The organism is Dehalobacter sp. TBBPA1 (assembly GCF_040931655.1).
Lineage (GTDB): Bacteria > Bacillota > Desulfitobacteriia > Desulfitobacteriales > Syntrophobotulaceae > Dehalobacter > Dehalobacter restrictus.
This window is the reverse complement of sequence record NZ_CP162385.1, coordinates 2,463,274-2,476,586: the sequence shown is the minus strand read 5'-3', so window position 1 is coordinate 2,476,586 and position 13,313 is coordinate 2,463,274. Positions and strand designations below refer to the sequence as shown.

14 protein-coding genes are annotated in these 13,313 nt (G+C 44.7%); 13 read left to right on the top strand and 1 reads right to left on the bottom strand.

Annotation, left to right across the window (positions count from 1 at the left end):
• The first annotated feature begins 78 nt into the window (after positions 1-78).
• The 13 genes from AB3489_RS12185 to AB3489_RS12125 all read left to right on the top strand — a co-directional run bounded on the left by AB3489_RS12185 (position 79) and on the right by AB3489_RS12125 (position 10,672).
• Positions 79-453: a GntR family transcriptional regulator gene (locus AB3489_RS12185; protein WP_368293115.1), complete on the top strand. Its 375-nt coding sequence runs from the start codon at positions 79-81 to the stop codon at positions 451-453.
• A gap of 12 nt (positions 454-465) precedes the next feature.
• Positions 466-1,857 carry a DUF5808 domain-containing protein gene (locus AB3489_RS12180; RefSeq protein WP_368293114.1) on the top strand — a complete coding sequence of 464 codons (1,392 nt, stop codon included), beginning with the start codon at positions 466-468 and terminating at the stop codon, positions 1,855-1,857.
• Complete coding sequence (locus tag AB3489_RS12175; RefSeq protein ID WP_368293113.1) at positions 1,854-2,255, top strand: response regulator; 402 nt, start codon at positions 1,854-1,856, stop codon at positions 2,253-2,255. The genes AB3489_RS12180 and AB3489_RS12175 overlap by 4 nt, the downstream gene beginning before the upstream one ends.
• Before the next feature lie 95 nt (positions 2,256-2,350).
• Complete coding sequence (locus AB3489_RS12170) at positions 2,351-2,923, top strand: DoxX family protein (RefSeq protein ID WP_368293112.1); 573 nt, start codon at positions 2,351-2,353, stop codon at positions 2,921-2,923.
• A gap of 218 nt (positions 2,924-3,141) precedes the next feature.
• Positions 3,142-3,342, top strand: coding sequence for a histidine kinase dimerization/phospho-acceptor domain-containing protein (locus tag AB3489_RS12165; RefSeq protein WP_368294634.1), 201 nt, complete (start codon positions 3,142-3,144; stop codon positions 3,340-3,342).
• Between the two features lie 16 nt (positions 3,343-3,358).
• The gene (locus AB3489_RS12160; protein ID WP_368293111.1) at positions 3,359-4,057 is read left to right on the top strand and encodes a response regulator; all 699 of its coding nucleotides are present in this window, start codon (positions 3,359-3,361) and stop codon (positions 4,055-4,057) included.
• A 219-nt stretch (positions 4,058-4,276) separates the two neighbouring features.
• Entirely contained in the window at positions 4,277-7,012 is a 2,736-nt protein-coding gene (locus AB3489_RS12155; protein WP_368293110.1) for an MASE3 domain-containing protein, read from the top strand.
• 147 nt (positions 7,013-7,159) lie between these two features.
• Positions 7,160-7,330: a hypothetical protein gene (locus tag AB3489_RS12150; protein ID WP_368293109.1), complete on the top strand. Its 171-nt coding sequence runs from the start codon at positions 7,160-7,162 to the stop codon at positions 7,328-7,330.
• Positions 7,327-7,536, top strand: a complete 210-nt coding sequence (locus AB3489_RS12145) for a hypothetical protein (protein WP_368293108.1) — start codon at positions 7,327-7,329, stop codon at positions 7,534-7,536. The genes AB3489_RS12150 and AB3489_RS12145 overlap by 4 nt, the downstream gene beginning before the upstream one ends.
• Positions 7,537-7,562: 26 nt before the next feature.
• Entirely contained in the window at positions 7,563-7,910 is a 348-nt protein-coding gene (locus AB3489_RS12140; RefSeq protein ID WP_368293107.1) for a cupredoxin family copper-binding protein, read from the top strand.
• A gap of 81 nt (positions 7,911-7,991) precedes the next feature.
• Positions 7,992-8,444 (top strand): hypothetical protein, encoded by a 453-nt coding sequence (locus tag AB3489_RS12135; RefSeq protein WP_368293106.1) that lies wholly within the window; start codon positions 7,992-7,994, stop codon positions 8,442-8,444.
• 53 nt (positions 8,445-8,497) lie between these two features.
• Positions 8,498-10,315 (top strand): FAD-dependent oxidoreductase, encoded by a 1,818-nt coding sequence (locus tag AB3489_RS12130; protein ID WP_368293105.1) that lies wholly within the window; start codon positions 8,498-8,500, stop codon positions 10,313-10,315.
• Between the two features lie 27 nt (positions 10,316-10,342).
• A complete protein-coding gene (locus tag AB3489_RS12125; RefSeq protein ID WP_368293104.1) occupies positions 10,343-10,672 on the top strand; it encodes a rubredoxin-like domain-containing protein in 330 nt (109 codons plus the stop codon).
• Positions 10,673-10,740: 68 nt separating this feature from the next.
• On the opposite strand, the gene AB3489_RS12120 is transcribed toward AB3489_RS12125, so the two are convergent.
• Complete coding sequence (locus AB3489_RS12120) at positions 10,741-13,002, bottom strand: 3'-5' exonuclease (RefSeq protein WP_368293103.1); 2,262 nt, start codon at positions 13,000-13,002, stop codon at positions 10,741-10,743.
• Between the last annotated feature and the right edge of the window lie 311 nt (positions 13,003-13,313).

The following is a 13,313-nucleotide window of genomic DNA, read 5'->3' as shown; positions in this document are numbered from 1 at the left end:
ACATCTTTGTATTATTTGTATTATATTATGTAATACAAATAATACAAAGAACACATTAACGCAAAGAAGGGAACGCCCATGCTATTAAGGATCGACATGACCAGCGATATCCCGATTTACCAGCAGATCCGCAATCAGATCGTGTTTGCTGCAGCCAAAGGGAGTTTAAAGCCCGGGGATGCGCTGCCGACCGTCCGCCAGCTGGCCCAGGATATTGGGGTGAATCCTATGACGGTCAACAAAGCCTATGCCCTCTTAAAAGACGAAGGCATCATCATCATTGACCGGCGGCACGGCGCCCAGATCAGAGATTGCGGCAAGACCGGCATGGTTTTTAATCAGGATTTTGACCGCCGGCTGGAACTTCTGCTTTCGGAGGCCCGGATGAAAGGTGCGTCCAAGCAGGAGATCACAACGCATCTATCCGGTCTGATTGACTTGGTTTACGAATAAGGAGGAATGTTTATGCTTTTAACACTGCTCATCCTATCCTGGTTGATTTTCGGGACGATGGCTGCGTTTACGCTCTTTTATAAGAACCAGCAAAATCAGCAGATTCTGGGCGTAACCCTGTCCGCCACCCATGCCCTATCACCGGAAGTTCAGGACATCATCAGCGGCTACAAACGGATGTGTTATCTCATTTTTCTGCTGTCCGCAGGGCTCAGCCTTCTGCTGCTGCTTCCAGCCGCGGCATCCTTCACGGAGTTCTTCCTGCTGATCCTAGTACTGGTCAATATTTTCTTCAATTGGCTGGCGGTTCACCGCTATCAGCGCAGGCTCCGGACGCTGAAGAAGGAAAAAGGCTGGATCTACCAGCGCTCGCGGATCGTAACCGTGGATATGAACGTGGTCAAAGAGAAAGGTAAAGCAGGCGTTTCCGCGGTTTGGTCCTGGTTGTTTCTGCTCCTGAGTTTCATTCCGACGTTCTACTTGCTGTTCTCACCGGCGGCGCAGGCGTTCTATCCCGTCGTCTTCAGCTTGATCGGTCCGTTCTGCCAACTGAATATGATTTTCTTGTATTACCAGATGCGCAATAGCCATACCCCGGCCTTAAGCGAGAACACCGAGATCAATAAGGTCTGCGCCAGAACTCAGGAGCGTATCCGTACGCAGGCGGCGACGCTGAGCGGGCTGACGATGCTGGTGTTTTGGTTTCTGTTCAGTTTTTCCGTCTTTTACGCCGGAAATGGTATCCTGATTATATTGCCGGTGTTTGTCCTGATCACCGCGCTGCTCCTCATTGCCTACTGGCAGCAGAAAAAAATCCGTGCTGCTGAAAATCACTTCTTCGGTCCTGAACTTCAAAACGAAAGCCATCTTTCCGAACAAGAAGGCGCTTACAAATGGGGATGCTACTATAGCCCGAGTGATCCCAGAATCTTCGTACCCAAACGGATCGCGGGCATGGGCTTCACCATTAATCTCGCCCACCCGGTCGGTAAGGCCGTCGGCTTCGGTATCCTGGCGCTGGTCCTGGCTGCCCTGATTCCTGTATTCTACGGCGGCGCCAAAGATTATGTGATCACGGAGAACGGTTCCCAGATCACCATCGACGCCGCAATGTATGACCTAAGCCTTGCAAAAGACCAGATCGTATCCGTTTCCACCCTAGAAAGCCTGCCCCGAAGCTTGCGTACCAACGGCTACGGCGGAGAAAGCAAAAGTTTCGGCCATTTCACTGTCGAGGGATACGGGAAATGCATGCTCTATGTGTACAGCCAGGGCGGAGCGTACATTGTCCTCAAGCTGGACGGGGACAATCCAGGATATGTCATTGTCAACGGCAAGACCCCGGCAGAGACCGAGATCCTGTACCGATCCATCAAAGCGTGGCTGGGCGAGGAAGCATCATGACCCATGGAATCCAATTTTCATTAACACTTTTAATTGTGGAGGACGATGAGATCATCCGGATTGTAATTGAAAAATTTTCCTTACGCAAAGGCTGGAAAGTTGTTTTGGCAGAGGACGGGTATGCTGCCCTCGATGCTTATCAAAAACAGGAATTTGATATCATCATGATGGATTGTCAGATGCCGGGATTAGATGGTTACCAAACAACGGAAGCAATCAGACAATTAGAGCGTCAGCGAGGCGCGCACACACCGATTATCGCTATGACGGCTGATGCGTTAGAAGGGGTCAGGGAAACCTGTATTAACGCAGGAATGGATGATTATTTAACGAAACCCGTCGAAACAAGTGCATTTTATGAAATTGTCGAGAGATGGGCAAAACGTGATCACAAGTAAAAAGAATAACGTCTAAATAAAAGAAAAATGTCATAAAAATGATATTTTTTTTTGCTATCATAGCGTTGATACAAAGAAAGAAGGAGATGGAAAGAATGTCTACAGCAATGAAAAGTTATATTGATTCAGTAACAGCCGAAATGAAAAATGGTAAAGCAGCCTTTCTCGTCATTGTTTTCACCATCACTAGACTTATCTATGGGGTTGGTTGGGTTACCTCCGGGCTTCACAAGTTAACATGGCTTTCTGATGGAAACATCCATTCAGCGGGGGTGATCACGAAGCTTGTTGCGAATATTGCCGGACCTGAAGTTACAAGGTTTGATCCGCTTTATATGAACAAAGCATTCGCATGGATTGCCAACACTTTCTTCTTAGGGATGCCAGGAGTAACGGATACGCTCGTCGTTGTATTTGAGATTACGATAGGTATCTCCATGATTCTTGGATTTAGAATTTTCTGGTTCGCCTTAATTGCAATGTTTATGAATACGCAATTCATGGCCAGTGGATCGTTTAACAACTTTGGTTATATCTGGACAAACTTAGCGATGCTGAAATTTTCAAAATATGCTGAGCTTATCGGAATCGATGGATTCTTAAGAGCTAGAAAGGGTATGAACTTATTACCAAATAGCGTTAACCACAAGCTGTTCAAACATGTATAGCTCAATCATGGATAGTTAAATAAATGACACTGTAACTGTAATCAATCGGCCATGCAGGGCAAACAAATCATAAAGGTCAGAAGTCTTCAGACGTTCTGGCCTTTATCATTTTTTCGCTGGAGGTACTGCCATTTGAGCAGGAAATGACGAGAAAACGTGGAATATGTTGAGATATATCTTAGGCGGGATAAGACCCTTTGAGGAGTGTGCTTCTTGTGATGGTCCTAGATAAGAGTCATGAAGTTCGCACGTATATGACAAGAATCATGAGTATGACTGATTTGACACTGATGACGGAAATCACGGATGAACAACGGGACTATCTGATGATCATAAAGTCATCGACAAAATCACTGCTGAAAGTATTCAATGAGATTGTGGATGAAGCAAAAATCCAGGCTGACAAAGCTATTGAGTGAGAAGGAGGTCGTCATCTTGGAAACAAAAATTCTGGTTGCAGAAGATGACACCAGTATCCGGCAATTCTTGCATATCTTATTAAGCCGCGAAGGATATGATGTAAAGGTAGTCGGAGACGGTACGGAAGTCAGCACGGAGTATCGGAATTACAAACCAGATCTGCTTTTGCTCGATATTATGATGCCCGGGATGGATGGATTTGAAGTTATCCGTAAAATACGGAAAGAAAGTAATGTGCCGATTGTCATTTTAACGGCCAAGGAAGATCATGCAGATAAGATTTCCGGACTTATTTTAGGATGTGATGACTATATCACCAAGCCGTTTGACAGTACGGAACTTATCTTACGTATTAAAGCGGTATTGCGCCGGGTTAAAGAACATGGGCGATCGGAAAACATTCAAAATATCGTGGAACTTCCTGGCCTGACGATTAATAATACCAGCCGCACAACCATGGTAAGAAGCCAGGAAATTGATCTGACCCCCAAGGAATATGCGCTTCTCTGGTTACTTGCCAACCGTCCTGATCAGGTCTTTACGAAAGACCTGATCCTTAACCAAATTTGGGACACTGACTATTTTGGAAGTGATTCAGTCGTTGCATCGCTGGTAAAACGTCTGCGGGAAAAGATTGAACCGGATGTTACCAATCCCTATTACATCAAAACGGTACACGGAGTCGGATACAAACTGGGAGTGAAACCCCTGTAAAGAACTCTTTTCATCAGATCTGGCAGCATAGATTCTAAATAAAATGAAAATGTCATAATAATGGCATTTTTTTTTGTTAGTATCCGTAAAAGAACATTTATCCAAGAAAGAAGGATTATTATCTATTATCATCTAATAAAGGACATTATAATTAAATTATTGTTCGGGGTACCGTCCAAAAACATAGCGGAACCGAACCCTTCACTAAGGAAGTGTTTTATGGAAAATGCGAAAGAAAATCCGCTGAATTATATGATTAGCGCGATGATTGTCGTCGTTGGACTTTTTTTTATCAGAAAGTTTAATTACTTACTGTTCCATTCTTTAGTAGAATTATTCAGCATTGCCATCGCCGGAACCCTTTTTCTGATCATGTGGAATTCTAAAAAATATATGGAAAACAAAGTGCTGGTGTTTATTAGCATCGGCTACCTTTTCGTTGCCATTATCGATCTTTTGCATACGCTTTCGTATCAGGGCATGTCTATTTTTAAGGATTACGACTTCTATGCCAATCAGTTATGGATTGCGGCGCGATATATGGAAAGCCTGACCTTGATGGTCGCATTCGCCTGGCCTGAAAGGGTTAACCAAATGATACACAGGGTCGGGACCCGGGGAATAATCGTAATCTATTTCCTTATAACAGCGGTCCTTTTGGCATCGATCTTTGTATGGAAGATCTTCCCGATCTGTTTTATTGCCAACCAAGGACAAACAGAATTTAAGATTATCAGTGAATACATCATCTGTTCTATTTTAGTAACCGGTATTTTGTTGCTTTGGAAGAACAGAAAAAATTTCGATGAGAAGACTTATAAATTGTTGACAGCTGCGATGGTCTTCACGATCTTTCAGGAACTGTCTTTTACTCTCTATATTGATAACTTTGGCATCCTGAATATGGTCGGACATTACTTTAAAATCATCTCCTTCTACCTCATGTACCGTGCCATCGTAAAGACCGGGATTGAAGACCCCTATAATTCAATCTTTCGTGAACTGACAATTAATGAAATCAAGCTTAAAGACGCAAAAAATGCAGCTGAAGCAGCCAACAACATGAAAAGCCGTTTTTTAGCAAATATGTCCCATGAAATCCGCACACCGCTCAACTCAATCATAGGGTTTACAAATATCCTGTATGAGGAGGAGAAGGCTTCTGAGAAACGGGAAAAACTTGAAATCATAAAAAATGCCGGCAGCCATCTTCTGAACCTGATCAATAATATTCTCGAGTTTTCTAAGATCGAAGCCGGTATGATCCAAATAGAACAAAAAAGGTTTTCCATACGCAAACTGTTGGAGAACCTGAAAAAAATGTTTATGATTCAATCGCAGGAACGCCGCCTATCCTGGGAGGTGTATATTGATTCTTCTGTTCCTGAAATCATCGTAGGTGATGAACACCGGATCATGCAAGTTTTGGTCAATTTGACGGGGAACGCATTCAAATTCACCGAGTTTGGCGGCGTGAGTATCCGGGTTACCTACCAGAATGGGCAACTGGAAATCATCGTTAAAGATACCGGCATCGGAATTCCAGAGGATAAACAAATTGTAATCTTCTCCGCTTTTGAGCAGGCAGATACTTCTTATGCCAGAAAATATGGGGGGACCGGCTTGGGACTGTCGATCACGCAAAACCTGCTGGACGTGATGGGGGGAAGCATTCGGTATGAAAGCACCGGTACGGGTTCTGAATTTATCGTATCCCTGCCGGCTGAAGCCGGGGAAATAGAATTACAGGATTATATCGAACCGGTCTTAGCGGGAACTGGACCGAATAGCAATGAGCGGGTTATATTCCTGATTGTGGACAGCAGCAAACCGATCGATATGGAAGTTGTTCTGAACATCGTGAAACGAGGTTCCTGCGATGGGGTCGCAATAAAAGTACTTCCTTTTGATTCGAAAACAAAAGACAGCATTATGATCGGTAGTGCCGACGTTGTCCTACTGTATGAAGATACCGGAAGCAGCACGATGAAGCTGTTGGCCCATGATTTGGAACAGGATTTCCGGACAACCTTTGTCCCAGTCATCCGCCTGAAGAAATGCAGGTCGGATCGGATCAGTTTCCAGGCGGACGCTAACGCCCTGAAATACGGAAAGCCCAATCAAGAAGACGACTTCTATTCGTTTATCCGTCAAGTCATGCAAGGCAGGGAGGCCTTCGGTACAGCCATGGCGGAAAGATGGCTTAACAAAGCAGAAGAGGAGATGGGAACTCCTGAGATGCTGCTGGAGTGCCTGAATCATATCGTGATAAGAATAGAGGCTCTGGAGAATGCCCTTGTTGAGCAGGTGATCGAAAAAATTCAGTCTCTGACGCATTCTCTAAAAGGAAGCGCTGGGACACTACGAATGACAGAGGTCTATCTGAAATCCTCTGAAATAGAGGCGGAACTAAGAAAAAATCCACCCGATATGGAGAAGGTCAGGAAGAGATTCTCCGATGTGAAGGAAATATTAGGATTGATTCCAAAAGCGTATTTTGATATGAAACAGCTCCATATAGAAAAACAGAAGCAGGCCTTAGGGAGATTACGGATCCTGGTGGTAGACGATAACTTGGAGAATCGGAAACTGATTGCTTATTTCCTTAACCGGATGAATCTCAATTATCAAGAAGCCGAAAACGGAGAGGCTGCACTGAAGTTGTTACATGAAGAAAGTTTTCATGTCGTGCTGTTAGATTCTCAGATGCCGGTGATGGATGGGATGACGATACTTAAATTAATCCGTGAGGATCCGGCGCTGAAAGGCATTCACGTCATTATGCAAACGGCCACGACTTTCCGAGAAGACATCCGGGAGTTTTTCCGCGCAGGATGTGATGACTATATTTCTAAACCCATTAACTTCGGAGTTCTTCAGAGCAAACTTGAGAAGTTCATCACCTGGAACGAATCAAAGAAGATGCGGACAACTGCGCCCAAGGACTTTCTATGAAGACCTTGTAGTATAAAGACTTTGTAGTATGAAGACCATGTGAAAAGAATAGAGGCTAAATGCAAGAAAAATGTCATAATAATGACATTTTTTTTTGTTATCATTCTTAATATCCATAAAAGTTAGTTGAGAAATGAGGGTGAAAATATGCAAATACTTTATTCATTCAACAATGAAAAGGAAGTAAAGATCATTAGAGCGATCATAAAAGGATTATATGGCAAAGATAACATGCAGCGCTTAGAAGATAATGATGAATCAGTCCTTAGCAATAAACGAAGGTATGAAGATAGCAAGGTTGGAAGTGTAAAAGCATGATGATACCGGTAATCATGGGAAAGCCGCTCCATCTTTGGCTTGGTTTGCTATTATTCTTACTGATCGTTTTTCAGATTCTTGTTGCGAAAAGAATCATCCCTATTCCTTTTCGATGGCACCGAATCATGGGATACGTCATTCTTCTGGTAGCAATGATCCATGGTTCTATGGCAATAGGGCTCTATTGGGGAATATTTAGATTGTAAAAGTTTATGAAAATGGAGGGTTGTTTATGAAAAAGATACTTCTGTTTATCAGCATCATGTTGGCGATACTGACCATAATCCTTACAGGGTGCAGTCCTACTAAGAGCGGGCAGCCGTCTGCCCAAGCGCCTGAAAAAAATTCGGTTCTTATTGAGAATAATCAATTCCAACCAGCCGAGATAACCATACAAAAGGGTGAAACCATTACTTGGATCAATAAGGATGCAATGGATCATACGGCTACAGGTAAGTCTTTCGACAGCGGACGCTTGAACCAGGGCCAATCGTATCAACAAACTTTCAGTGATGCAGGAACATTTGATTATATCTGTACCTATCACCCATACATGAAGGGGAAGATTATCGTTAACTAAAAAGTAAAGATGTAGAAATCGGCAGGGTAATCACAGTTGGATTAATAGATAGGGGTGAAAATCATGTTTCATTTAAGAAAATTGATTCAAGAACAAGTTCTCATCATCTTAATTCTTATCCTAATCTTGATTTGCCCTGGCCCTGTTCATACGTCAGCTGAAGTCTTTTCTGCAGATGATAAAGTGCCAATTTATAAGATACCTATTCCGGAAAAAATGCAGCGTGATATTTGGGAACTGTGCGAGAAAAACAACTTATCGTATGAGCTAGTTTTAGCGATTTTCCAAGTAGATGGAAATAATGATGCGCAGCCTCATGACATTAATAGCACAATTCAAGAGCTGATTGATTATCGGGACTATTGGACCGAGCAAGGATATCCTGATGAGATGGTCTTTGATCTCATCATACTATCCAGACAAAGAGGAATCGAAGGGAGCAAAATTTTCCTCAATGACAGCGGCTCTTGTGAAAATGATGATTATGTTCAAAAAGTAACTGCATATAAATATGATCTCGACCAGTTACAATAACAGCAAAAACTTTTTTCATTCAACAGTACATAAGAGAAAGAAGGATTGAAACTATGAAAAAATGGATTTGTACTGTCTGTGGATACGTCCATGAGGGGGCCGGACCACCTGAAAAATGTCCCATGTGTGGCGCCCCAAAGGAGAAATTTCAATTACTTGTTGATCCCGGCCAAGATGCTCATGGCTTGAATAACCCTTCGTTAACGAGATCGTCTACCTTTGATGATGAAGCAGATATTCTTATTGTGGGAAGCGGTGCGGCTGCATTTTCTGCAGCAATCACTGCAAGAAAGCAAGGAGCCAGTGTTATCATGCTGGAAAAAGCGTCTTCAGTCGGTGGAACGACCATTCGGTCGGGAGGCGGTTATTGGACGCCAAACAATCGGTTTCAACGTGAACGGGGGATTGAAGATAAAAAAGAGGATGCCCTTCGCTATATGGCACGATATTCCTATCCCCATCTGTACAACCCAAAGGATTTCAGGTTGGGGATTCCGAAGAACGCGTATGAACTGATCGAAGCAATGGTTGACACGGCGTCGGAGACAGTAGAGTTTCTTGCTGAATGCGGTGCCCTGAACAGCATTCAGGAAATTAACTGGACAGGGAAACCCCAGGTGGATTATATGGATCATCTTCCGGAGAACAAAGGCGTCCGGGGACGCGTTTTGTATTCTAAAAATCCCGAAGGCAAGATGAGTTACGGCTTTGAACTGGTCAGACAACTGGAGGATTGGGCGAAAGCCAATGGGATAAAGATCATGACGGATCATCAGGTTATCCATATCCTGCAGAACGACCGGAAAGAAGTGGTCGGGCTGGAAGTTGTCAGGGGAGGAAAAGAAATCATCAGGTTCAGAGCGCGCAGGGCAGCTATCTTTGGCAGCGGAGGTTATTCCCACAACCCGGAGTTAATGCTTCATTTCCAGCGGGGGCCTCACTTTGGCGGCTGCTCCGCACCGACGAATACCGGCGACTTCATTACGATGTCAGTGGAAATCGGTGCCAAGCTCGGTAATATGGCCGGCGCTTTCCGTGCAGAAAGTATACTGGAAAATGCCCTTGCCTATCCTGAAGGTTCGAATAACGTCTTTTATATTCCCGGTGACAGTGTCATTGAAGTCAACCGTTACGGCAAACGCATGATGGATGAAAAAAGAAATTATTCGGATCGAACCATGACCCACTTCGTATGGGATCCCCAACGTGCTGAATGGACAAACATGCTGGTGTTTATGATTTATGACCAGAGGACGGCAGAATTATGGCAAGGATTTCCGCCGTACCCGCTGCAAAGCGATGAGCTTCCTTCCTATATCATTTCAGGGTCTACGCTGGAGGAGCTCACGCGATCATTATCTCAGCGGTTGTCGGCATTAGCCGAACATACCGGGGGCTTTGAACTGGCCCCTGATTTTCTGGAAAGCTTAAAAAATACGGTGACCCGTTTTAACGAATTTGCCCAAAACGGCAAAGATGAGGATTTTCATCGGGGAGATTATACGTATGACAGGGAATGGACAACATTTCCACCGACGGTTCCCGGTGCCCCTTGGCCTCCGGAAGGAAGCCGGAATTATTGTATGTATCCGCTAAGTGATCATGGGCCGTACTATGCGGTTATCCTTGGAGCAGGGACGCTGGATACCAATGGGGGGCCCGTCATTGACAGTCGTGCCCAAGTCCTGGATGTACGTGGAAATCCAATCCCAGGCCTTTATGGCGCGGGAAACTGCATTGCTTCACCGACAGCCAATGCCTATTGGGGTGCGGGGAGCACCATCGGTCCCGCAATGACTTTCGGTCATATTGCAGGGATTAATGCGGTGACCGAACCGGTTAAAACAGTCCAGGAAACATTAAGAAGATAAAACAAAAAATACGAGGAGGAAATAACAATGTTATGGAAATGTTCTGTTTGTGGTTACGTTCATGAGGGAAACGACGCACCCGATTTTTGTCCGAAATGTGGAGCGCCAAAGGAAAAATTCAACCTCTTATCTGAAGAAGATGCCAAAAAGATCCTGAATTCAGACCGGACCAATGACATCCACATGGAAATCATCAAATTAGCGATGAGAATAAAAGATTTAGCAAAAGAAGGTATCGAAATCAATCTTGACCCGCCATGTGTTGCTTTGTTTAAACAAGCTCATGACGAGGCCTGGGTCATCAAACAAAGAAGCAAAGCAGAAATCGCAGGCCATGTTGGACGAGGCAAGTGGTAAGTTTGAAGCGATCCAGCTTTATATGCAGCTCGCAGAATCAATAGATAATCAACCAAATGATCGCGGTATTATAAAAGCGGGCTGATCTCTCCGGTATAAAATAGGTTCAGTCGATGCAGCGCCCGCGTACAGGCAACATATAAAAGGTTTTTATCATCAGTGCTGTGATAATGCCCCTGATCGGCCTCGCAGATCAGTACGGCGTCAAATTCCAGGCCTTTGGCCAGATAGACCGGGATCAGGAATACGCCGTTTAAATCAAATTGAACGTCACCTTTTAACAGCTGAATATCGCTTTGGTCCTTGAGCTGCTCATATAAGGCAAGGGCGTCATGTTCCGTTTTACAGATTAACCCGATGGATTGGTAACCCATTTCCCGGCAGGTATTCATTTCCGCAAGCAGGAGAGCAGTCAGCGCCGCCCGGTTTGGCGCCGCAAACACGGCAGGCGCATCTCCCGATCTCCCGAAAGGATGGAGCTTCACGCTTGGGTCAAGAAACCTGGCGCTGTACGTCAAGATCTCCTTGGTGGAGCGAAAGCTTTTGTCCAAAGTCACCAGCGTGGATTTAGGCTTAGCGAATATCTTGCCAATCTGTTCATAGCGTGCGGAATCTTCCTGTTTGCCGATCGTCTGATGAATATCGCCCAGGATGGTATAATGCGCTTTGGGAAACAGACCGTGGAGTATTTCAAAATGCAGAGGATCATAATCCTGGGCTTCATCGACCACAACCTGCTTGATATCACGGTAAGCCGTATATCCTTTGATATGGATATGGAGAAAAGTAAGGGCCAGGGCGTCATCATAAAGCAAACCGTCCTTTTGCAGGTTTTCCCTGGTGTAGTCAAGAATCTCTTCCATACAATCAGGCAGCTCCAGACCTTCAGCTAAATGATAAAAATAGCTTTTATCGCTGAACAGCTTCCGGTATAGTTCCTGACAATCCAGCTCGGTAAACCTTCGTATCTTCTTCAGCAAGGCGGCGCTTTCCAGAATGGATAACCGCCGGGCTACTTCTTTCCATTCAAATTCATGCTCGGGTTTGGCCTGAATAAACTTTTTTAATTTTTCCTGACGGCTGGGACGCAGTTCATGGACAATTTGCAGAATCGACGCTTCCAATTGCTTTAAACGTACGCTCAGCAGGAATTCCTGACCGCCCTTCAGGATTTTAGCTTTCAGCAATTGCCGGTCAGCGACGACCTTTCCGTCATAATAAATATCGGCAAACGGCAGCCAGCGATAAGGCAAGTCCTTAATGAAACGTCTTAAAATTTCAGCAAACAGGCCGGAGCCTTTAAAGGCCATGCTGCGTTTGGCGAGCTTCTTGTCGTTATAACTAAGCGCTCGGTCATTTTGGCCGGGGGAGAGCAGGCCTTCCCAATATTGATTCCTGCTTTGGATAGAACCAGTCTGTAAAACCTTGCCGAATATTTCTTCAAAGACGAGCGAATGGACATTCTTTTCGCCCAGCTCAGGCAAGACATTGGCGATGTACTGTTCAAACAGGGTGTTGGGAGAAATAATCACAATCTCATTGGAAGCCAGCTTGGCCGCCAGCCCCTGGTACATCAGATAAGCCGCGCGGTGCAGTGCCACCGAAGTTTTGCCGCTTCCGGCAGCTCCCTGAACCATCAGCAAATCCATTTCCAGATCGCGGATCACCATATCCTGGTCTTTCTGGATGGTTTCGACGATGGTTTTCATTTTCGGGGAAGCATTCCGGGAAAGCAGTTCGCGCAAAAATTCGTCAATGATTTGAATATCCGCATCGAAGAAATATTGCAGTTTGCCATCTTTGATCTCGTATTGGCGTTTTAAATGGACCTCTCCCGTTATTTTACCGCCCGGCGACTCATAGAACGCTTTCCCCGGGCCAAAGCGGTAAAAGACACTGGCGATGGGAGATCTCCAGTCATAGACAACCATTTCCCGGGTTAGGCCGTCCTGCAGTGAAGACCGCCCGATATAAATATTCTCAAAGGCTTCCTCGCCCTCGAACTGAAAGTCGATCCGCGCAAAGTAGGGGGAATAGAGCAATCTTTTTAAAGCCAGGATCTTAGCTGCATCCCGTTCGTAATCCGACACCCGTTCCGACACCGGATTGGCATACTGGCTCAACTCGACAAGCTCATGGAAATTATCCATATTCCAAAGGCCGGAGATGGAGCGGGAGGTATCCTCCCACATATCTAACTTCGCGGCAATAATGGCGTCTTTATTTTCCTCGCTCTTTTGCAGGGCAGAGTCTAATTGTTCCCGGGCGAGAGCCAGCACCTGCTCCAGGCGTCTGATTTCAAAATCTTGATCAAGGCGGTCCCGTTCCAAAAGTTTACCCCCTAAGTTCGGCTTAAGTTTGATAAGTTTTATCTTACACAAAATATAGGATAATTATAAGAATGTTATTAGAGAAATATTTTTGGTATAATTAATGTAGAAAGAGTATAGTGACAAAAAACTCTTTATTTTTACCTAAATATGGTATATAGTATAAGCAAAGAGGAATCATGCTGGAGACATGATTCCCCGTAACAGTCACTTTAGGGCGGTCGGCTGTTGTAACGAAATAGACCGGTGTATCCATTGCAGATTGGCGGTCAATTTCCTTTTGTGGAAAGAAAGAACTTTGCATAGTCATG